Below are 20,202 nucleotides of genomic sequence, written 5' to 3' on the forward strand. Positions count from 1 at the left end.
TAAGCCTTACTGGCCGTTGTATCCGGACATTCCCGGACTGTTCTGGCGTTCGATAAAACGGGCCACGATCACCGATCGGAAAGCCCAGCCCAAGATGAATAAAAACAGCGAGTTCGCAATCATCGTCGGGAGCAAGCGGGTTCCCAAAAAGGCTTTAATCGGCATCGAAGCAAGCCCGATCAACGAAAAGAATTGAAACAGGACGAATTCGAAAAGCGCCGTCAAGACTAAAGTCAAAACAGTCGTGATGAATAGATTCCGGTGGATTGATTTTACGGTGTATCCGGCGATTACACAAACGGCCGGATACAAAAAAGAATATAAACCAATAATATCAATGAAAAAGACATCATACAAGAGTCCGAAAAATAATCCGTAGTACATTGCCCGTTTTGTGTCGTAATAAACGGACACGAATATCAGAAACATGATCAAAAAGCGCGGGACGATGTAATAAAAATCGCCATTCATCTGCAGCGGTGAAAAAAGTCCGAAAACAGGTTCAAGGAAAAACAGGACCAGGCCGATAAGCGGAATCAGATAACGGATCATGATTCACCGTCTCCTGTCTCCCCATTATCTTCCCCGTCCACTTCCGGCGCCAGCCGGTCCGCTATCACGACATGGTTCAGCAACGTGAAGTCTGCCGCCGGTTTGACGTAAGCGAGTTTTGTCAAACCGAATTCATCGATGGCCACTTCCGTAATTTCCCCAATGACGATGCCTTTCGGGAAAATCCCGCCAAGCCCGCTGGAAACGACTTTTTGCCCTTCTTTGAGTTCGATTTCAGCATCAATCCGCTTCAAGAGCAATTCCCGGCGATCGGCGTCATAGCCTTCAATCAAGCCGAATACCTCTTTATCGCCCCCGAGCACCATCGCGGATACGCGGTAGTTCGGGTTTTGAGTGGAAATCAATTCGACCGTAGAAGACAATTTGGTCACCAGCGTCACCTTGCCGATCAAGCCGCGCGCTGTCATGACGGCCATATTCGGCTTCACGCCGCTCGTCTCGCCTTTGTTGATGACGATTTTCTCTTCCCATTGATCCGGGTTCCGTGCAATGACGGTTGCCTGGATTGGATTATAATCCCGTAAATCCTCTTCTTTGCCGACCAGTTCTTTCAGTTCCGCGTTTTCAGAACGAAGATCCGTGACTTCCGCCTGGACCGTTGCAAATTCTTCCAGGCGTGATTTCAGGTATTTGTTTTCTTCATATGTATTCAATAGCGAATCCACGTTATCGAAAACCCCTGTGACAAAATGTGCGGGCCCTGAAAAGACCGATTGCCCAGCACCAACGGCATCTTTGATGATCTGCTCCGGCAATGACACATTATCCCGATCGCGCAGAGAAAAAGAAATCAACGCGACGAGCAGGATAACGCCGAGTAGCAGCAAGATAAGCCGCTTATTCGAAAAAAACTGTGGCATTAGTGCAATCCTCCTTATTTATGCGATTGCTGGCGTCGGATCTGATCCATATTATCTAAAGCTTTACCAGTTCCAATTGCGACACAATCCAATGGATCATCTGCAATGATAACAGGCATCATTGTAACATCTGAAATAACTTTGTCCAGGTTTTTTAGAAGCGCTCCGCCTCCGGTCAAGACGATTCCGCGTTCCATGACATCCGCTGATAATTCAGGCGGCGTCGTTTCAAGCGTTTTTTTCACGCCGTCGATGATTGCGGCAATTGACTCTTTCAACGCTTCCGCAATTTCGTCCGCAGAAATTTCAATTGTTTTTGGAAGGCCCGTCAAAAGATCGCGTCCGCGGATCTCCATTTTTAAATTCTTCTCGGCTTCTGTTGCTGCGCGAGCTGAACCAATTTCCATTTTCACTGCTTCCGCTGTCCGCTCACCGATGGTTAAATTATACGTTTTGCGGATGTATTGCGTAATTGCCTGGTCCATTGAATCGCCGGCCACCCGAACCGATTCGCTCGTTACAATGCCGCCAAGTGAAATGACTGCAACTTCAGTAGTACCGCCACCAATATCGACGACCATGCTGCCCGTAGGTTCCCATACCGGAAGATTTGCCCCGATTGCCGCTGCAAAAGGTTCTTCGATCGTGAAAGCTTCCCGAGCTCCTGCCTGGCGAGATGCATCGATAATCGCACGGCGTTCGACTGAAGTGATGCCATAAGGCACACAAATCATGACGTTCGACTTTTTCCAAGTCCCGCCTGCCACTTTCATTGCTTCTTTCAAGTAATATTGAATCATTGCCGTCGTTGTATCATAATCAGCGATAACGCCGTCTCTCATTGGACGAATCGCTACGATGGACCCAGGCGTCCGGCCAATCATATTGCGTGCATCGTTTCCGACAGCGACGATTTCGCCTGTGCTCGTGTTTTTCGCGACAACTGAAGGTTCACGGAGAACAATCCCTTTATTTTTTACAAAAACTAGCGTATTCGCAGTACCTAAGTCTATTCCTACATCTTTTGATCCGATTCCAAACAAGTCAAATCTTCCCTTCTTTATATGCCAAAAAGCCATAGTGTTTACACAATACCTTTCATTATAGCTGAAAAGCAAAGAAAACAACAGTGTTACATATAGCCCTTTTCATTCAAGGAAATGAATTGATGGTCACCGATGATGATATGATCCAATAGTTCGATGCCGACAATGCTGCCAGCCTCCACCAAACGCTTCGTGACGGCGATATCTTCCGGTGAAGGCGCCGGGTTTCCGGAAGGGTGGTTATGGGCACAGACGATGGAAGCGGCCGATCTGCGCACCGCTTCGCGAAAAATTTCACGCGGATGGACAATGCTCGCATTCAAGCTGCCGACGAAAACGGTTTGCTTATGCATGACTTGGTTTTTGATGTTGAGAAAAAGAACCACGAAATGTTCTTGTTTGAGGGATGTCATATCCGCCATCAAATAGGAGGCGGCATCTTTTGGGGAACGAATGGTATATTTTGTGTCGGTTTGTTTGGAGGATAAACGGCGGCCAAGTTCAATGGCAGCGAGAAGCTGAACAGCCTTCGCTTGGCCAATGCCTTTAATGGAAGTCATTTCTTCGATCGTTGCATCTTTTAAATGATGGAGATGCTCAAAATGGAGGAGCACCTGGTTGGAGAGATGTAAAACGGATTCCTGCTTCGTTCCGGTGCGAAGCAAAATTGCAATCAATTCCTGATTGGATAAACTCGTGGCGCCTTGGTTGACCAGCCGCTCACGCGGCCGGTCCTGCGCATGGACGTCCCGGATCATCAACGGCTGTTCAGAAGTCAGCATGGACATGGCTCCCTTCCAGCGAAATATAGCCGGACGCTTCCAGCTTCCGGGCAAGGCTCGCAACCGGCAAGCCGACAACCGTTTGGTAATCGCCTTTAATTTCTTTGACGAATAACCCGGACGCCGTTTGGATGCCGTAAGCGCCTGCCTTGTCGTATGGATCGCTCGTGTTGATATATGCTTCTATCCACGCAGAGTCCAGCTCGTAGAAAGCCACTTCAGTTTCTTCATAAAATGTTTGCTCGTTATCCCCTTGTTTAATCGCTAGCGCCGTAACCACTTCATGTGTGTTGCCGGACAAACGCGCTAAAAAATTCCGGGCCTGCTCTTTATCTTTCGGCTTCAACAAGATCTCTCCGCCAAGCACAACAACGGTATCCGAACCGATGACAACGGATTCCGGCGCCTCTTTGGCAACTTCCTTCGCTTTTTGAAGTGCACATTCGACCACATATTCCACAGCCGTATTGAAATTTTCAGGCGTAGGCTCTGCTTTTTTACTCGGAATAATTTTAAAGTTAATGCCGAGCCCTTCCAGTAATTCTTTTCGACGCGGCGATGCCGATGCCAAGACAACCGGCTGATTTGCTTTGAATTTCATTTCGTATACCTCCCTTTTTAGCATCATACCGAAAATTTTTCGGTTTGAAAAATTTCTTCAGGATGCGAAAAATGATTTTTTAAGCGATAGGCCGAATCAAAAATAGGATTTGCCGCTCTATTTTTGATTATTCGCATATCCAACAGCTTTCAAATATTTATTTTGGTGCAAAGAAAAAAGGACGAAGCCTATGCTTCATCCTAAAAATCCGAAATACCAATCAAGCAGCGGCTCACCCCAGAAATAGACAATCAACGCGCCTAGCGCAATTGAAGGACCAAATGGCACCGGTGTTTTTCTGCCGGCTTTTTTTATTCTTAATTGGAAAATTCCCGCAATCGCACCGATCAAAGAAGCTAAGAACAGCGTCAGCAACGTCCCCGTCGTCCCAAGCACCAGACCGATGACAAAAAACAATTTGATGTCGCCGCCGCCCATGCCGCCTTTTGATACGACCGCAATCAAGAACAATAGAAGGAAGCCGACGACAGCGCCTAAAATCGAATCCCACCACGGGTCAAGCGGGATGAAGAAACGGAGCACAAGCAAGAGAAGCGCAAACGGCAGCAAAACCCGGTCCGGAATCAGCATATAAGCGATATCCGAAACCGTGATAATCACGAGAAGCGACACAAAAAGAATCGCAATGAGGAGTTCCGGCGTGAACCCGAAGACCCAAAATGAGAACGCAAATAATACCGCAGTGATGAATTCCATCAGCGGATAAACCCAGTGGATCTTCTCGCCGCACGATCGGCATTTGCCGCGCAGGAAGAGATAGGAAAATACCGGTATGAGATCAAGCGCCGTCAGCTGGCGGTTGCAGTTTGTGCAATGGGAAGGCGGATAAGCGATCGATTCCTTTTTCGGCACCCGAAGGCCTACTACATTAAAGAAAGAACCGAAAACCAGTCCGAAAATAAACGAAAACACAGTATAGGTGATTGTCATAGCGGCCCCTTTTCATCCGTTTTTTTGCATAGCAAATAAGCTGAATCCACTTTTTTATGGAAACAACCGTTTTATTATCCCATCTAAGGAATTTAACATTCGAAGCAGCCCAGCGCTAGGCTCTTCGTCCATTATCTCTTTTTTATGTAAGTTCAGGAATAATTAATTGGTTTCCCGTTAAAATCAAGGTGCTGTCCAGCCCGTTCGCTTCTTGCAGTTCCGCTACTTTATCAGCATCTCCGAAATATTCGAGGGAAATCGCAGAAAGCGTATCGCCGGCCTTGATCTGATGAATTTGCTCAGAAAGGCCGGCAACTTGGAAGCTGTCTTGTGTATTGATTTTTGAAACGTCTGTGCTTTCTTCTTCCGCGTCTGCCGAAGGAACTGAATCTGCAGCCGGCACTTCGACCGCTTCAGGCGTTGTCGTCTCTAATTCTAGGTCAGTCCCGTCGTTCTGCGGCAATGGATTGCTTTTTCCAGCAGGAGCCGGTACCGCTACTTTCGGCATCGTATCTTGCAAAGCGATTAAATCCGGACGGTAAAACGCTGAGAAAGTGAGGGATGCGGTTAGCGTCTCTTCTTCTTCCGTAACTTGTGTCACTTCCGGGTTCGCGCCAAAATCGATGGCATCGATGATCATGATGCGATCCATCGCTTCGATTTCTCGGATAAAACGCAGGATGCTTGCGTAATCCGCTGCTTCGATTTCCACCGTCGTTAAGACTTCCTGAATGTTCTCCACGCCTTCAACCGGCTGCAGCAATTCAAGCGGCCCTTCCGTAAATGCGATCGATAGAGCAAGTGTATCCGAAATCAATTCAGCTTGTTCCACTTGCAACAGGATCAGATCCGTCAACGGTTCCACTGAAACTTTTTGCTGCAAGTCTGAAATGCTGATTTTTTCGCCGACCGGCTTTGATTTTACTTGTGTCTCAAGCGCCATCAGCACTTCCCGTTCAGATGACAATAATTGCTCTGCCTGCAATTTAGCATCGCGGGCAGGTGTATAGATGCCAAAATACGAATAAGCAGCTAAACCTAAAAGGAATAAAACAGCCAGGACCACGAGCCCCATTTCTTTTTGTCTCCGAGTCAAACTGCTCATCGCAAATCCCCCTCCGTTTCAGCCGGAACAGCATCTGCGTCAGTTGCCGGTGCTTCTTCTACTGGTGTCTCTTCTACAGGAGTTTCTTCTACTGGTGCTGTTTCTGCCGGAACTTCTTCAACTGGCGGGGCAACGACTTCTCCGTCCACCACTTCGCCTTCTGCCGTTCCTTCTGCCGGAATGCGTTCATCTACAAAAACAATCGAATAAGTTGCCAAATAACGCGGATTTTCAAGCATCGCGTCTTCCGGGATTTCTTCCCCTTCGACAACCGCTGTATCCACGGCTTGGTTTGCTACAGAATCCAAAGTCGCAGAAGCGATCAAGTCGGATGCTTTTAATTGCGTCAAATAATAAGCGGCTTCTCGCGTTGTATCAAATTGCAACGTCAACGTCGCTTGGTTAGGTGCTATGTAAGAAAAACTATTGAAAAATCCGCGTTCAGGCAAGATCGACACCAGTTCATCCAATAACGGAACGGTATCGTATTGGTAGTTTACCGCCCAATCGACGGTCGCCTGCAATTGCTGTTCTTCATTCAAACCTGAAGTCTGCTCGATATCCGCACGCAAAATCGCTTGTTCCGCTGCAATTTGTTCGCTTTGTGCCAAATAATCGGATTGTTCAGCTGTATTAGCGCGAGCCATGAAAAAGAGAACCGCCCAAATAATGACAGCTACCAATAAAATCGAAAGTGCCGCAATGAGGAAAGCGGGACGGTCCCGTTCCTTTTGCGGCAATAAATTAATATCAACCAGCATGCTTACACCTCTTTCAATGCGAGACCGATCGCACGATTGAAGCGTACAGGTACACTTTTCAACTGATCGGACGGAATAGGATCAATGACGAGCGGCGTGACAGGCACCGCAAACCGCTCTTCGAGGCGGGACTGGAACGTAAACCAGTCTTCGAACTCCCCATTGCAGACGATATGCGTAATGCCGGCTTCTCCACCGTTCATGTTGTAGCGGTAAAAATTAGCTAATTTTTCGGATTCGGTTTCAATCGTAGACGTAATCGTTTCTTTGTCTAAAACCAAACCGCCGAATGCGTCAAATTCTACAGGACGCATGAATAACGGATAATGCTCATGGAAAATCGACACTGTCATTTTCGTTGACTGGATATCAATCAGCATGATGTGCTCGTCTTTCTGGAAATCATGCTGCAAATAGCCGAGGCGGTACAAGGCAAGCGGCGTAATATCCGCTACGACCGGATCCAGTTTGGCCCGGTCAAACACGCGCTCGTAATCGGAAATGACCGATTCTTTGGAGGCAATGATAATCGCTTCCGGTTCTTCTGCATCCGATTCGTACGGCACGACATCAAATACCGGATCTTCAAAGGGAAGGTAAAGCGTAGAGCCGATTTCAATAAAAAAGTGGCCTTTCAGTTCATCGGCTTCAATGTCTTCGGGGTAGTTCACTTTGCGGATAATCACGAATTCGTCAGGGGCGAGGAAGCGGACTGACTTCTTAGAGAGACCCCACTGATCAACAGCCTTATCGAGAATCGATTCAAGCGTTTCGCTATCCATAATTTTGCCGTCTTCGATGATGCCCTGCGGAAGATCCATCTCTTCCGCACAGCTCAACTCCAGCGGCGAAGCCGACTTGATATCCACATGCCGGATTGCGTCTTCTTCTATAGTAATGGTTGCGACTCGCGCTTTCCTCGATAAAAACGATAAGGCCATTTTTTCAGCTCCTAAACTTAATCATAAAGAATTATTTTGGTTCGATAGCAGTTCCTTCGAAATCACCATTTTTAATACTAGTAAGTTGAGAATTTGTTAATGCACTCTTTAAAGTGTAAGTTTTATTATTAGCCTCAGCGGATCCAGAAATCGTGTTACCACCAGATTTTTTAGTTATTACAACTGCATCTTTCAACGAACCTTTATCATCTAAGAAACCTTTAGTGAGAAGCACTCCTACAGTTACAGTCGGATTATTAGTTACTGCCTCTTTAGCTTCACCAGCAGGATTTTCAGTAAAATAAACATTGGCTGCAGCTAATGCATTTTGATAATCTGATTTAACCGCTCCATTACGACTGTTGTCTATTAAGTTCCCAATTGCCGGAATTGCAATTGCAGCAATAATAGCGATAATTACGATTACTGCTAAAAGCTCGATTAACGTCAAACCTTTTTGATCTTTTAATTTGTTTTGGATGAATTTTTTCATCGGCGTTTGCCCCCATATATGGTTATTTTAGCACTTTCTCAAGCACAATCTTATTATATCAATAGAACTAAAATACACAATAGTAAAATCATAAAAATTTATAAAAAATTTACATTCAAAAAGAACTTTCGTCCCTACATATTGTCTATGTTTTCGAACATACCAAACATCGGCATCATAATAGCAAGGACTATAGTCCCAACAAGTAGTGCCAGGAAGACAATCATCAACGGTTCGATCAATGCTTTTAACCGGTCCGTTTCTTGCTCGACTTCTTTCTCATAAAACTCAGCCACTTTTTCCAGCATATGGTCGAGCGAACCTGTTTGTTCTCCGATAGAAATCATATGGGGGATCAGCGGCGGAAATGCCCAGTGATTTTTCATGGGTTCAGTTAGAGAGCCGCCTCGTTCCAGTGAGTCTCTCGCGGACAAGAGCACTTTCGACATGACCGCGTTCCCTACTACTTTCTCCGTCATTGTCATCGCTTGAAGGATTGGGACTGAACTTGAGAACAAGGAGCTCAAAGTTCTGGTTAATCTTGCTAAAGCAGATTTCTTCATAATGTTGCCGAAAATCGGCACTCGTAAAACCACTTTATCTAAAAACATATTTCCCGCTTCGCTCTTTCTCATCAGCCAGTACATTGCAATTATCAAGACTACGATGAGCACGAGAATATACCAGTAGCCGATGACAAAGTCACTGGCAGTCATAACAAATTGCGTAATCCATGGCAATTCGCCGCCAAAACTCGCAAACATATCGACGAACATCGGCACGATTGAAGACAACAAGAAAATGACAACTCCTATGGCTAGTAATCCTACAACCGCAGGATACGTCATAGCTGAAATTACCTTTTGCCTCGTTTGGTAGGCTTTATCGTAATGAGTGGCTAACCGGTCAAGAGATTCATCGATATTCCCGGACATCTCGCCTGCACGTACCAAATTGATCGTTAGCGGCTCAAAAATCTTTGGATATTTTGCCAAAGAATCCGATAGCGTATTCCCTTTTCTCAGCTCTTCATCCACTTCCACTAATGTTTTACGCAGCGGTTTGGAATCGACTTGCTTTGAAAGGATGCGTACGGCATCAACAATCGTTACGCCAGCTCTCATCAACGTCGAGAACTGGCGAAGAAACATGATAAACTGATCTCGTTTTACCGGATTGCCGATCACAATATCTTTTTGAAGGGCAGTTGCTTGAACTTCCCGGATATCGATCACTTTGATGCCTTCGTCACGCAACCGCTCGACTGCGTCACGCCGGCTGGCAGCTACTACAACCCCAGAACGGATTTTCTTCCGGTCACGGCCTTCGTATTTAAAACGCGCCATTTTCTATTCCTCTCCTTCCAGGAAAGGCTGTGCTGTTTGGCGAGAGATTTTCCCTTGCGAAAGCAAGTTTTGAATCGTCGTCAACATCATATGCATGCCCGCAGAACGGTTCGTCAAAATCACGTTCGGAATTTGATGCACTTTTTCCGTGCGGATCAAATTGGCGATGGCCGTGTTATTGATCATGATTTCCGTAGCGGCGACGCGTCCTTTGTTGTCCGCAGTCGGCAGCAACCGCTGTGCAATGACCGCTTTTAAGACACCGCCAAGTTGCGTACGTACTTGGGATTGCTGTTCCGGCGGAAAGACGTCGATAATCCGTTCAATCGTTGACGCGGCACTCGACGTATGGAGTGTCGCCATGACCAAGTGGCCCGTTTCGGCAGCTGTGATGGCAGTTGAAATGGTTTCAAGGTCACGCATTTCTCCGACTAAGATCACGTCTGGATCTTGGCGCAATGCCGCCCGCAAGCCATTTGCGAAACTGCCGGTGTCAAAGCCGACTTCCCGTTGGTCAATGATTGACGTCCCGTGCTGATGCAAATATTCAATCGGATCTTCCAGCGTTATGATATGCTTATTCATTTTTTCATTGATGTGGCGGATCATTGCAGCAAGCGTCGTCGACTTGCCAGATCCCGTTGGCCCCGTCACCAAAATCAACCCTTGGTTGATTTCAGCCAAGTTTTTTAAGGTCGGCGGCATGTTTAAATCTTCAATTGTCGGAACGCCGGTCGGAATCATCCGGAATGCATGGGAAATCGAGCCACGCTGCTGGAATGAGTTGACTCGGAATCTGGCAACTCCAGGTAACGAGTAGGAGTAGTCCATCTCGCCTTTTTCTAGAAAAACGTCCCATAGCTTCTCGGGAATTAATGCTTTTCCTATTTCTCTTGAAAGTTCCGGTGTGATGCTTTCCTCCCCTAATCGCTGAAGCGTTCCGTGCATCCGAAAGACCGGTGGAATTCCGACTGTGATGTGAATATCCGATACATTTTTTTCCTGGGCAGCAGTTAATACTTTGTTAATATAGTCATTTGGCATAATTAGTCAATCATGGCAACGCGCATTACTTCCTCTGTCGTTGTCATGCCCTCCTTTACTTTCATTAAGCCATCGTCGATCAAAAAGATCGTTTTGTTTTTATTGGCAATTTCACGGATTTCAGCTGCCGTACCGCCTCTGTTAATCACGTCTTTAATGGCTTCATCTACAACTAAAACTTCGTGAATCGCCATCCGTCCGCGATATCCCGTCATATTGCACTGGGAACAACCTCTTCCTCTTGCAATGATATCGATGTCGAATCCGCGTTTTTCAAAAATTTCTTTTTCACGCATAGTCGCCGGCTGGATTTCGCGGCAGTCACGGCATACGCGCCGAATCAAACGCTGGGCTACAACGGCATTTAAGGAAGCCGTCACTAGGAACGGCTCTACACCCATATCCATCAAACGTGAAATGGAGGCGATTGAATCATTCGTATGGATCGTGCTTAAAACTAAGTGACCGGTCAAAGAAGCCCGGATCGAAATATCCGCTGTTTCCTTATCCCGGATTTCCCCGACCATGACGATATCCGGATCTTGGCGAAGAATCGAACGAAGCCCAGCGGCAAAAGTCAACCCGACATTCGTATTCACTTGGATCTGGTTGATGCCTTCCAATTGATACTCAACCGGATCTTCAACGGTAATGATGTTTACTTCTTCAGCATTCAATTTATTCAACGCTGCATATAATGTAGAAGATTTACCTGAACCTGTCGGACCGGATATTAGGATGATGCCGTTCGGTTTTTCGATTGCTTGCATAAAACGTTCCATATTTGTCTGGTTAAAACCAAGCTTCGAAATATCTGTTAAGTTATTACTTAAATCCAAAATCCGCATAACCACTTTTTCGCCGTAAACTGTGGGCAGAGATGAAACACGTAAATCGATCGGACGGAAGTCGACAGTCGACTTAATCCGTCCATCCTGCGGAATGCGGCTTTCTGTAATATCCAGATTGGCTAAGATTTTGATGCGGGCAGTAATCATTCCCTGCATCTGTTTCGGCAATGTCCGAACCGTACGAAGCGCCCCGTCAATGCGGTAGCGGACCAAAATCCGGCTTTCCTGCGGATCAAAATGGATATCACTTGCTTTTTGTGCCACTGCGCTGGAAAGAATTTGGTTTACTAACCGGACAATCGGCGCATCCAGATCGCTTAGTTCTTCTTGTTGCTGCTGGGTAACTTGCGGCATTTCTCCAAGCATTTCATCGTACGACTCTTCATCGTAGTATTTCGCAATTGTCTTCAAGATATCATCTTTCGAAGCGATGGCCGGCTCAATTTGGAAGCCGGTCGTCAAGCGAAGATCGTCGATTGTAATAAAATCCATCGGATCTGTCATCGCGACAAATAATTTATCGCCTTCAGTTTTTAAAGGCACCAGTAAATTGCGCTTTGCGAATTCCTTTGGCACTACATTGAAAAGATTTGGATCAAATGGATAGCGGAACAAAGTGACGTGCGGAATGCCGAGCTGAACTTCGAGCGTTTCGATCAATTGCTGTTCGGTTACTAGACCACGCTGCAGTAAAGCATCCCCTAATTTCTGGTCAGCCGATTTTGCTTTTAACGTTTCTTTTAAATCTTCATCTGTGAGCAAGCCTTGCTCAATTAAAATATCGCCTAGCCTTTTGCGTACGATTGCCAAGTCTACTCCCCCTCAAAGCTATTAAGGATTAATGATATTTCCGCCTTTATCGTAAGTTGGTGCGGAGCCGTTATTGCCCGCCCCAGTCGAGTTATTGTTTTCTGAACCACCAGCGTTATTACTGTTGCCCGTGTTCCCAGTTCCACTATTGTTATTTTCAGAACCACTGGCCGCACCATTGCCGCCAGTTTGGCTGCCATCTGTTGAAGAGCCGGATCCATCAATTCCTGTATCCCCTGAAGATGAACCCGTTCCATCCGTTCCTGTAGAAGGATCTACTGTATCGCCTGGAGTCGAATCAGTGCTTCCTGGAGTAGTGACTTCGCCAGTAGCTGGATCTATAATTTCTCCACCTTCTGGAACCACTTCTGTTGAAGTTAAAGGATAGACTTCAATCCGGTGTGTTGGCGGATAGAAATCGGTTGAAATCGGTTCAATTTCAAGCTCTTCTCCTTGAGCTAGAATCAAACGGCTGACATTCAAGCGGACTCCATCCGCTCCAGGTTCTTTCACCGTAGATCCATTCGACACGAACGCACTATATTGTTTGATTAAACGAGGTTTTACTTCTTCTTGTTCACCAATCTGAACGGAATACGAGTAGACAAACGGCAACCCGGTCATTGAAGCTTCTATTGCCGCTCCGTTTGTTCCGATATTCAAGATAAAACTGCTGTAATTCGGATTCGTAAATACAAAATCGACATTTAATGCTCGATTGATTGCCGCTTCCTGGCCTAAAGGAATAGCAGCAGGCATTTTCGTGCCGATGCTTCGTTCATCAATAATGAAATTAGATTGCAGCACCACTCCATAAATCGCCGAAGCAATTTCTGTCAGCTCCTCATCCGAAACTTGCTGAAGACCTTGTTCCTCCAAAAAGCCGATCAGTGAGAATTGAGCATTCGGCGCTATTTGGAAACCATCCAGCGCTGCCAATGCTGCTTGAGCGCCTTTGCTTTGTAAATTATGGTTGAACGAAACGGAAGAAACGACTTCGCGTTCAACACTTAAATTGTCATCACTGATCGTGATGCGGGTTTCTGCTTGCCCGTTATGGAGGCTTTCTTCTAATTTAGTCGTTACGCTTTGAATTTCTTCATTGGAAAATACCGCAGAAGGAAACTGCTCCGCCAAAAAAGTTTGTGTCGTAGCATCCGATAATTCGAACACGAAATTGTTTTGCGAACCGCTTTGAGCACGTTGGACTGTTTCGTCCAATAGGATCTGGGCGTTGTCCAATGGATAATTAGCAGTTGCATCTTGGTACGTGACAATGAGCTGCGCAGACTGTTTCCAGGATTCCACTCGGCCAGCAAATAGTTGTTTGGCTTCAGTAACTTCCATATTTGAAACATCCGTTGCACCGATATACGTATTGTCGCCAAATTTTTCGACTGGAAAAAACCATTTATCTACAGCCAAAGCCCCTGCATTTGCAACGCCGAAGAATAAAAAGGCTGAAAGGATAATCGCTAAAAATGTAGTCCCAAAAACTTTATTGTCCATCTTACGACTCCCTCCGCTTCGGATTCATGCTGTCCATCCCAGACGCTTTGGCAAGATCTTGATTATCATCCTTAACCAAATTCACTTTACTTTGACGTGAAAGGAATTTCTGGCGAGCTGCCCGGCGTTCTTCAGACTGTTTGACCTTCTCCAATTGCGCTTTTTCTAACTGCTTCATATAAATTAATGACGCCATCAAAGAAATTGCCACTATCGCAAGCAGCGACATATAAAATGGCATGTAATTTTGCATTATCAATCCGATTGCTGCCGCTGTCACCGCTCGTACTAAAATCGTCATTTTCTTTTTCATCGGGATTGCCTTGAATAAGGTATAAGCTAATGCAAAAACAATTGCCGCAAAGATAATTAAAATTAAAATACGAACCATAACGAACCTCCTGTATAAGTTGAAAAAAATTGAAATTGATTTTAAATCGACAAAACAATGATTATTCTACTAAAACTCGCTATTCACCTGATAAAATGTAAAATGAAGTAAAGCGCTTAGGTTGAGTTTACTACTAATCACTTGTTATCATACAAGATAATTGTTACAGATGAAAGTAGTTCTTGCCTCCTAGACGAAAATATTTTTATTGCAAAATAAAGTCCCATAATATAGATTAGCGAAGGGAAAAGTGTTATATATATCTGTAGAAGCAAAAAAAAATCTTTGAAATAGGTATTTAGTTCCAATTATATTTTTCCATTAGATAGACGAGGTGCTTTATGAAGAATGAAAAAGGGTTAACTTTAGTAGAAGTATTAGCAGCAGTTGTATTAATTTCTATTGTTCTAATGGGATTTATGGCTCTTTTTGGAACTACGAATAAACTAGCGGTCACCAATAGCGAAAAATTAGTAATCATTAATCTAGCGGATGCAAACTTGGAACGCTTGAAATCAGATCCTGTTCTTTATTTTAAAAATACTGGTTATGCATTCCCCCCTACTACATTAAAGAGCGGTGTAGACTTTACCCGTACAGAAACCATTAATGGGAAGAATTATTTGATAAGCATTGATTTTACTCAAAACACTTCGGAATTAAATTTATCTATTTATAATGTCTCCGTGACTGCTAAGTCTCCAAGTTCAAATTTATCCAGTACTGTGGAAGGATATTTGCCTTATGTCAAGCCTTAAACCTAATAATGAAAATGGCATTACTTTAGTCGAAGTTTTAGCTACATTAGTGATCATGAGTATTATCGGTACTTTAGCGTATTCAATTCTTTTCCAGGGGTATAACAATTACAACCGGGTCAAAGTTGAAACCGAACTTCGGGATGAAGCCGATCTAATCATGGCGAATTACATTTCAGATTTCTATGTGATGAAAAAAACAGAGGCAAAATTAGTCAACTCTTGCACAAATGGATTTGTAAATTCAGAAGTAAGCGTAACTAAAAGCAACGGCTCTTCATACAAAACAGGCGTATTGAATAAAGAAGTAATTGTACGGGGCCAGCCAGTAAGATTTAATAATGCAAATGTGAAATTTGTTCCCGTACCATGCACCTCTTCAAGCAACCTTTCAAATATCGCCAATATCAATACCAGAGATGGCGTTGAATTCACTATCAAATTCACACTTGAAACTACTGTAAAAGGAAGAACCCACCAAATGGATTTTAAAAATACTATTTCAATAATTGAGGATAAACTATAATGGTCATGCAAAATGGAATTCATTTAACTGGTAGGGGGCGTCATTGATGAAATACTTGAAACAGCAGAAAGGTTACGCTTTACTTGTTACATTGTTGATATTAGTTGTGTTTAGTATTTTAGGTGCTACCCTGATGATGTTCACTTTTAATGGTGGAAATAAAAATGAAGTTCGAGAAGATATTACACAATCCGCAGATTTATCTCAAAAAGGCATTGATCTTATGACGACCCAAATAAATGATGATCTTACCAAATATCTAGGTGCCAATGGGGTCCCAAGAACCGACTTTCTATTTCAGCTTGAAAGAATTTTGGATAAATACAGATGTACAGCAACTAATTCTGCAGCTACCATATCTACAACCGGTTCTTATAAAGTTTGCATTGAATCCTACGTTGATAGCATTACGGAAGAAAATGAAGTAAACCCATTAAAGAAATTGGTTACTTTTAAAAGTATTGGAACTTCAGGCAAATCCAATAGAGAGCTGGTCAGCAAAATTGAAATTGGAGCTGAAACTGCCCCTGAAGCTTTAAGATATGCCGTTGGCACCAATATTGACAGTTCAGATGGTTTTCAACCGGGAGAAGGAAATTTGCTGATGCATGGCGGAGTGGATATTACAGGAGATGTGAAAGTGGACGGGAACATCGTAACCAGCTCGAATGGTTATGCTCAATTGGGCGGCGATCGATGGATTCCGAGTCTAGCGCCTTCAGCTATTCCTCTTCCTGGTACGGATTCTTCTCGGTTATTTCTTGGCAAGAACGCTTATTTCTTTACTCATAGCCCTACTTATTCAAGCCATATTGCATTAACCAACTTTACTTCTAATGGTTATTCAGAAAAGAGCAATATTGACGATTTGTTTCGGCCTGGATTCGCTCCAGATTTGGTTTCTAGGGAGCCAGTTAGAAGTCCGATCGGTATTACAACTCAAAAAGCAAATTTTGAATATAGCCGTACAAGTGCTGGTGTCGAAAACTTAGATGCTGGAAGCAGCAAAACGATAAACGGAATAAACAAGCCTTCTTCAAAAGTATTCCTTAGCTATACATATAGCGAGAGAGTATGTGTCGATGGTTGGTGGTGGTTCTGTAGTAAATATGATTATGTTAATTACTATGACGATAGCGGAACATTCACTTTTAAAGGCACCAATAAATTCAAACAAGTCTCAACAAACGGAAGCGCAACTTTTCTAGATACAAATTCAACATTTGAAAGTGGTATGTATGTAAACGGGAATCTTTTGATCGGAAATAATAGCACTTCTGAAAATGTTAGTAATTATTCGGCTATTACATTAGATGGCCCAATCTATGTTAATGGGAATGTTACTATTAAAGGTGCCGATTTACTTAGCAACGTACTCCTATACGTTAATGGAAGCGTAACGATTGAATACTCTCGGATCAATGGAAAAAGCCTTAGTTCCGGCAAAAGAGGCTCCCTGATTATTCTTTCCAAAGGAAATATTAAAATTTCCAACAACTCGGTCAACCAAGATGCACCGAGTTACATCAAGGGATTCTTTTATACGGAACAAGATTTTGAGATGTTTGGAGTAGGGTCGAATATTAAGATTGATGGTGGAATTTCTGCCAGAAAAATTGTATTAAATGCAATTCGCGGCCGAGCAAAAGATACTTTCTTCACGGGATCTTATCAAATTCCAAATAGAGCTGATTATTTTGAAAATGTAAATGGACAGCAAACTAGAGATTCTCGCTTACAGGTTATTTACGATTCAGAAATCATCTCCACCTATTCCGATTTAAAACAGCAAGAGCCGGTCATCTACAAAGTTGACCCGCCTCTCGAAAAAGACCGCAGCTACTAAAAAGAGTGGAACTCCTGAGTTTTAGGAGTTCCACTCTTTTCTATTTCACATAAGCCGCTACTTTATTCCGCCCCGCCTGCTTCGCTCCAATATACAACGCCCGGTCCGCATTGCGGATCAGTGCATTCGGTTCGTCGCTGTCGTCCGGTGCAGTGGAGACACCGATGCTAAGCGTGATATGGACGTCTTGGATGCTCCGGTCCGCACCTAGATCGGTTTTGATCCGGAATGGATGCTTTTCGATTTTCTTGCGCAAAGATTCTGCAAATAACATCGACAGGTCTTTGCCGTAATTCGGGAAGAGCACGACGAATTCTTCGCCGCCGTAGCGGGCGACGGTGCCTTCCTCCCCCACTTCCGCTTCCAACAGCCGTGCGAGTTCGATCAGGATATCGTTGCCGCTTTGGTGGCCATACGTATCGTTGATGCTCTTGAAGTGGTCGATGTCCATCATGACGAGCGACAGTTTTTCGAGCTCGCCGGATTTGACTTTGTTCATGCATTTTTCAAGTGCTTCATCTAAATAACGGTAATTGTATAATTTCGTTAAGCCGCAGCGCTCGCTTTTCGCGATCGCTTTTTGGACGTAGCCCGCTTTTTCAAGCGATACGGCGAAATACGTACTCAAGATATCGAGAATCTGCAGCTGGTGGCTGACGTACGCATATTTTTTCTTCGAAGCGAGCACGAGCACGCCTTCAATTTTATTGTTGCGGGCGACCGGTGTACACATGATGCTTTCCGCATCCACTGGGATATAACCGGTGACAATTTCATTCCACTGGCTCTTTTTCTCGTAGACGACCGGTGTGTTTGTGACGATGACATTTCCGGCAATGCCTTTATTGTAGCGGACTGCCGGTATGTCCAATTTGATGAATTCATTATTTTCAAACATCCGCAGCATGATCAATTCGCCGCCACGGTAGTCGATGACATAGGCGTAATCGCTTTTGAACATATCTGCTACTTGAAGAACGAATTGGTCGAGCACTTCGTCCGATGACAGCCGGGCAGCCAGCTGATGGCCGATCTCCCCTGCTTTTTTCAAATCGATGTTGACTTGTTCCGAGCTGTTGTACATTTTCATGACCGCTGTCATGATGAAGAACGGAATGCCGAGCAGCACGAGAGCCGCACTGCCGATATAAGCTTCTGTAATATAAAGGGCAATAGCGTAAGGGAACACGCACAACGTCAGCGCAAAATCCCAGATGGCGTCAATGGAAAAGAATTTATTCGGCGTGCCGGTAATTTGATCGTAAATGTAAAAAATCACTTGATTGGCAACAACTGAAACGATTTGGAAAATTAAACCGAACACGATGATATGGACAAGATTGACCGATCCAATTTCCCCGCCGGCCAAGATAAATGCCATACCCGCTAAACAGGAAATCAGGAAAAACATGATCGAATTGAACGGGATGCGAAGGGATTGCGGTTCATCTGTCCGGCTTCTGAACAGCACCACCAGCATCGTCAGCTGGGAAATGAACAATTCTACGACAATGCCATATTTCAAGAATACAGCGACGGTCACCCATTGAACGAGAAAAGTCGATGCTCCGTTGATATTCATGGGCATTAAACACATCAATACGAAAAATAAGATGAAGGCAAAAAGGTTCCATGGATCAATTTCCGGAGGCGGGAAATAATGGATGATCAAATAAAATCCAGGCAGAACGATCAATAGCCACAATGCCCAAAGAACTGTTCTTCTGTTGTTTGAATTCGGCATAGCATCTTCTCCCTAGCTGATTTTGCGCGAATTAAGGCTAAACCCTTAGCGGGCGGCGCTTTTATAGTTAGCAAATACCTTAAATTTATCATTCCGTAGAATTGACAATAAATTCATTGAACCCGTGACTATTGTCATGACGTTTATACCTTGTACAGGTAATATATCATATTGATTTTGAATTGTCTTTATTTTACTTCTACTTTCTTCAAATAAAGTATTAGCTTCCAATGCACGCTCGCTTTCGAACGAGATAAACGTGAACCGATCGCTGATCGCTTCCAGTTTTCGCAAGATTTCTTTATAGTTCTTATCTTTTAAAATTCCTACCACAAAGTGAATTTCTTTTGTCGGAAATTGTTCTTTCACCGTTTGGATCAGCGCTTCAACGCTTTCAACATTATGCGCAGCATCCAAAACCAATCCCGGATAAAGTTCTTCGAAGCGAAAAGGAATGCTTGCTTTCGATAGCCCGGCATTCGCTTTTTCTGGTTCGAATGTCAACAGCAGTATTTCCTTCGCTGCCTCCACTGCGAGTTGGGCGTTTCGGATTTGATGCTCCCCTTTCAGTTTTAATTCTACCGTAATCGGCTCTTTAGCTTTGATGACTTCGGAATGGAGTTTGTCAGCGTTTTCATTTACTACTGCCATTGCGGCTTCTGGGAGATTGCCGACAACAACGGGTTTCCACTTTTTGATAATCCCAGCTTTATGCCAAGCAATTTCTTCCAGTGTATCGCCGAGAAAAGCCGTATGTTCCATCGAAATAGACGGAATGATTGAAAGGAATGGATCGATGACATTCGTACTGTCGAAGCGTCCGCCCATCCCTGCTTCGATAATCACGGCGTCAAGCGGATGTTCACTGAATATCAGGAATGCTGCAGCCGTCAACAATTCGAAATCCGTCAGCGGCGTCCGGAGAGATGCGAGCCGGTTCATCGTGCGGTCCATTTCTTCTTCTGGAATCGGCTCACCGTTGATCTGGATTTGGTCATGGAGGTCTTCAATTTCCGGAGAGAAGAAATTGCCGACCGATAACCCGTGCTCACGCAGGATGCTTGCCAGGAAAGTGGCAGTCGAGCCTTTGCCGTTTGTGCCGGCAATATGTATGAATGTTCCTTTTTGATGGGGATTGCCTAATTCTTTTAAGGCAGCTGTGATGGCATGCAGGCCGGGTTTGATAGCAGCTTCTGTCTGGATGTTCCATTTCTTCTTGTAGGTATCGAGTCCATTTATCATTTTTACCCTTCTTTCTCCGTTA

At 44.4% G+C, this 20,202-nt stretch carries 20 protein-coding genes; 3 read left to right on the top strand and 17 right to left on the bottom strand.

The window, feature by feature from the left end:
* Positions 1–6 precede the first annotated feature (6 nt).
* The 15 genes from mreD to BN1080_RS09800 form a co-directional block, all read right to left on the bottom strand.
* On the bottom strand, positions 7–552 hold the full coding sequence (mreD, locus tag BN1080_RS09730; protein ID WP_052651866.1) for a rod shape-determining protein MreD: 546 nt from the start codon (positions 550–552) through the stop codon (positions 7–9).
* The gene (gene mreC / locus BN1080_RS09735; RefSeq protein WP_052651867.1) at positions 549–1,433 is read right to left on the bottom strand and encodes a rod shape-determining protein MreC; all 885 of its coding nucleotides are present in this window, start codon (positions 1,431–1,433) and stop codon (positions 549–551) included. The genes mreD and mreC overlap by 4 nt, the downstream gene beginning before the upstream one ends.
* Before the next feature lie 14 nt (positions 1,434–1,447).
* Entirely contained in the window at positions 1,448–2,476 is a 1,029-nt protein-coding gene (locus BN1080_RS09740; RefSeq protein ID WP_052651868.1) for a rod shape-determining protein, read from the bottom strand.
* Positions 2,477–2,565: 89 nt separating this feature from the next.
* Positions 2,566–3,261, bottom strand: a complete 696-nt coding sequence (radC, locus tag BN1080_RS09745) for a RadC family protein (protein WP_052651869.1) — start codon at positions 3,259–3,261, stop codon at positions 2,566–2,568.
* On the bottom strand, positions 3,248–3,862 hold the full coding sequence (locus BN1080_RS09750) for a Maf family protein (RefSeq protein WP_052651870.1): 615 nt from the start codon (positions 3,860–3,862) through the stop codon (positions 3,248–3,250). Before BN1080_RS09750 ends, radC begins: the two co-directional genes overlap by 14 nt.
* 195 nt (positions 3,863–4,057) lie before the next feature.
* Entirely contained in the window at positions 4,058–4,813 is a 756-nt protein-coding gene (locus BN1080_RS09755) for a prepilin peptidase (RefSeq protein ID WP_052651871.1), read from the bottom strand.
* Positions 4,814–4,955: 142 nt separating this feature from the next.
* Complete coding sequence (locus tag BN1080_RS09760; protein WP_110925618.1) at positions 4,956–5,918, bottom strand: LysM peptidoglycan-binding domain-containing protein; 963 nt, start codon at positions 5,916–5,918, stop codon at positions 4,956–4,958.
* Positions 5,915–6,679 (bottom strand): PilN domain-containing protein, encoded by a 765-nt coding sequence (locus tag BN1080_RS09765; protein ID WP_052651872.1) that lies wholly within the window; start codon positions 6,677–6,679, stop codon positions 5,915–5,917. The genes BN1080_RS09760 and BN1080_RS09765 overlap by 4 nt, the downstream gene beginning before the upstream one ends.
* Positions 6,680–6,681: 2 nt before the next feature.
* Positions 6,682–7,620, bottom strand: a complete 939-nt coding sequence (gene pilM / locus BN1080_RS09770; protein WP_052651873.1) for a type IV pilus biogenesis protein PilM — start codon at positions 7,618–7,620, stop codon at positions 6,682–6,684.
* Positions 7,621–7,651: 31 nt separating this feature from the next.
* Complete coding sequence (locus BN1080_RS09775; protein WP_052651874.1) at positions 7,652–8,113, bottom strand: prepilin-type N-terminal cleavage/methylation domain-containing protein; 462 nt, start codon at positions 8,111–8,113, stop codon at positions 7,652–7,654.
* A gap of 134 nt (positions 8,114–8,247) precedes the next feature.
* Complete coding sequence (locus tag BN1080_RS09780) at positions 8,248–9,459, bottom strand: type II secretion system F family protein (protein WP_052651875.1); 1,212 nt, start codon at positions 9,457–9,459, stop codon at positions 8,248–8,250.
* A gap of 3 nt (positions 9,460–9,462) precedes the next feature.
* Positions 9,463–10,503 carry a type IV pilus twitching motility protein PilT gene (locus BN1080_RS09785; protein ID WP_052651876.1) on the bottom strand — a complete coding sequence of 347 codons (1,041 nt, stop codon included), beginning with the start codon at positions 10,501–10,503 and terminating at the stop codon, positions 9,463–9,465.
* Positions 10,504–10,505: 2 nt separating this feature from the next.
* Complete coding sequence (locus BN1080_RS09790) at positions 10,506–12,164, bottom strand: GspE/PulE family protein (protein WP_199876607.1); 1,659 nt, start codon at positions 12,162–12,164, stop codon at positions 10,506–10,508.
* Between the two features lie 21 nt (positions 12,165–12,185).
* Positions 12,186–13,673, bottom strand: a complete 1,488-nt coding sequence (locus BN1080_RS09795; RefSeq protein WP_052651877.1) for a VanW family protein — start codon at positions 13,671–13,673, stop codon at positions 12,186–12,188.
* Between the two features lies 1 nt (position 13,674).
* On the bottom strand, positions 13,675–14,064 hold the full coding sequence (locus tag BN1080_RS09800; RefSeq protein WP_052651878.1) for a hypothetical protein: 390 nt from the start codon (positions 14,062–14,064) through the stop codon (positions 13,675–13,677).
* Between the two features lie 341 nt (positions 14,065–14,405).
* On the opposite strand from BN1080_RS09800, the gene BN1080_RS09805 reads away from it, so the two are divergent.
* The 3 genes from BN1080_RS09805 to BN1080_RS09815 are packed head-to-tail and all read left to right on the top strand — an operon-like array spanning position 14,406 to position 17,194.
* Positions 14,406–14,822, top strand: a complete 417-nt coding sequence (locus BN1080_RS09805; protein WP_052651879.1) for a prepilin-type N-terminal cleavage/methylation domain-containing protein — start codon at positions 14,406–14,408, stop codon at positions 14,820–14,822.
* Positions 14,809–15,348, top strand: coding sequence for a PulJ/GspJ family protein (locus BN1080_RS09810; RefSeq protein WP_052651880.1), 540 nt, complete (start codon positions 14,809–14,811; stop codon positions 15,346–15,348). Before BN1080_RS09805 ends, BN1080_RS09810 begins: the two co-directional genes overlap by 14 nt.
* A 46-nt stretch (positions 15,349–15,394) precedes the next feature.
* Positions 15,395–17,194 carry a hypothetical protein gene (locus BN1080_RS09815; protein WP_052651881.1) on the top strand — a complete coding sequence of 600 codons (1,800 nt, stop codon included), beginning with the start codon at positions 15,395–15,397 and terminating at the stop codon, positions 17,192–17,194.
* A 40-nt stretch (positions 17,195–17,234) separates the two neighbouring features.
* Here BN1080_RS09815 and BN1080_RS09820 read toward each other — a convergent pair whose 3' ends face one another.
* Both BN1080_RS09820 and BN1080_RS09825 read right to left on the bottom strand, forming a co-directional pair.
* Complete coding sequence (locus tag BN1080_RS09820) at positions 17,235–18,938, bottom strand: sensor domain-containing diguanylate cyclase (protein WP_052651882.1); 1,704 nt, start codon at positions 18,936–18,938, stop codon at positions 17,235–17,237.
* Positions 18,939–18,983: 45 nt separating this feature from the next.
* Complete coding sequence (locus tag BN1080_RS09825; protein WP_052651883.1) at positions 18,984–20,180, bottom strand: bifunctional folylpolyglutamate synthase/dihydrofolate synthase; 1,197 nt, start codon at positions 20,178–20,180, stop codon at positions 18,984–18,986.
* Between the last annotated feature and the right edge of the window lie 22 nt (positions 20,181–20,202).

The organism is Planococcus massiliensis, assembly GCF_000821325.1.
GTDB lineage: Bacteria > Bacillota > Bacilli > Bacillales_A > Planococcaceae > Planococcus > Planococcus ruber.

What these genes read in the sequence shown, in the direction of transcription:
- mreD (WP_052651866.1), bottom strand. Translation starts at nt 552, where the DNA reads ATGATCCGTTATCTGATTCCGCTTATCGGCCTGGTCCTGTTTTTCCTT.
- mreC (WP_052651867.1), bottom strand. Translation starts at nt 1,433, where the DNA reads ATGCCACAGTTTTTTTCGAATAAGCGGCTTATCTTGCTGCTACTCGGC.
- radC (WP_052651869.1), bottom strand. Translation starts at nt 3,261, where the DNA reads ATGCTGACTTCTGAACAGCCGTTGATGATCCGGGACGTCCATGCGCAG.
- BN1080_RS09750 (WP_052651870.1), bottom strand. Translation starts at nt 3,862, where the DNA reads ATGAAATTCAAAGCAAATCAGCCGGTTGTCTTGGCATCGGCATCGCCG.
- BN1080_RS09755 (WP_052651871.1), bottom strand. Translation starts at nt 4,813, where the DNA reads ATGACAATCACCTATACTGTGTTTTCGTTTATTTTCGGACTGGTTTTC.
- BN1080_RS09760 (WP_110925618.1), bottom strand. Translation starts at nt 5,918, where the DNA reads ATGAGCAGTTTGACTCGGAGACAAAAAGAAATGGGGCTCGTGGTCCTG.
- BN1080_RS09765 (WP_052651872.1), bottom strand. Translation starts at nt 6,679, where the DNA reads ATGCTGGTTGATATTAATTTATTGCCGCAAAAGGAACGGGACCGTCCC.
- pilM (WP_052651873.1), bottom strand. Translation starts at nt 7,620, where the DNA reads ATGGCCTTATCGTTTTTATCGAGGAAAGCGCGAGTCGCAACCATTACT.
- BN1080_RS09775 (WP_052651874.1), bottom strand. Translation starts at nt 8,113, where the DNA reads ATGAAAAAATTCATCCAAAACAAATTAAAAGATCAAAAAGGTTTGACG.
- BN1080_RS09780 (WP_052651875.1), bottom strand. Translation starts at nt 9,459, where the DNA reads ATGGCGCGTTTTAAATACGAAGGCCGTGACCGGAAGAAAATCCGTTCT.
- BN1080_RS09785 (WP_052651876.1), bottom strand. Translation starts at nt 10,503, where the DNA reads ATGCCAAATGACTATATTAACAAAGTATTAACTGCTGCCCAGGAAAAA.
- BN1080_RS09795 (WP_052651877.1), bottom strand. Translation starts at nt 13,673, where the DNA reads ATGGACAATAAAGTTTTTGGGACTACATTTTTAGCGATTATCCTTTCA.
- BN1080_RS09800 (WP_052651878.1), bottom strand. Translation starts at nt 14,064, where the DNA reads ATGGTTCGTATTTTAATTTTAATTATCTTTGCGGCAATTGTTTTTGCA.
- BN1080_RS09805 (WP_052651879.1), top strand. Translation starts at nt 14,406, where the DNA reads ATGAAGAATGAAAAAGGGTTAACTTTAGTAGAAGTATTAGCAGCAGTT.
- BN1080_RS09810 (WP_052651880.1), top strand. Translation starts at nt 14,809, where the DNA reads ATGTCAAGCCTTAAACCTAATAATGAAAATGGCATTACTTTAGTCGAA.
- BN1080_RS09815 (WP_052651881.1), top strand. Translation starts at nt 15,395, where the DNA reads ATGAAATACTTGAAACAGCAGAAAGGTTACGCTTTACTTGTTACATTG.
- BN1080_RS09820 (WP_052651882.1), bottom strand. Translation starts at nt 18,938, where the DNA reads ATGCCGAATTCAAACAACAGAAGAACAGTTCTTTGGGCATTGTGGCTA.
- BN1080_RS09825 (WP_052651883.1), bottom strand. Translation starts at nt 20,180, where the DNA reads ATGATAAATGGACTCGATACCTACAAGAAGAAATGGAACATCCAGACA.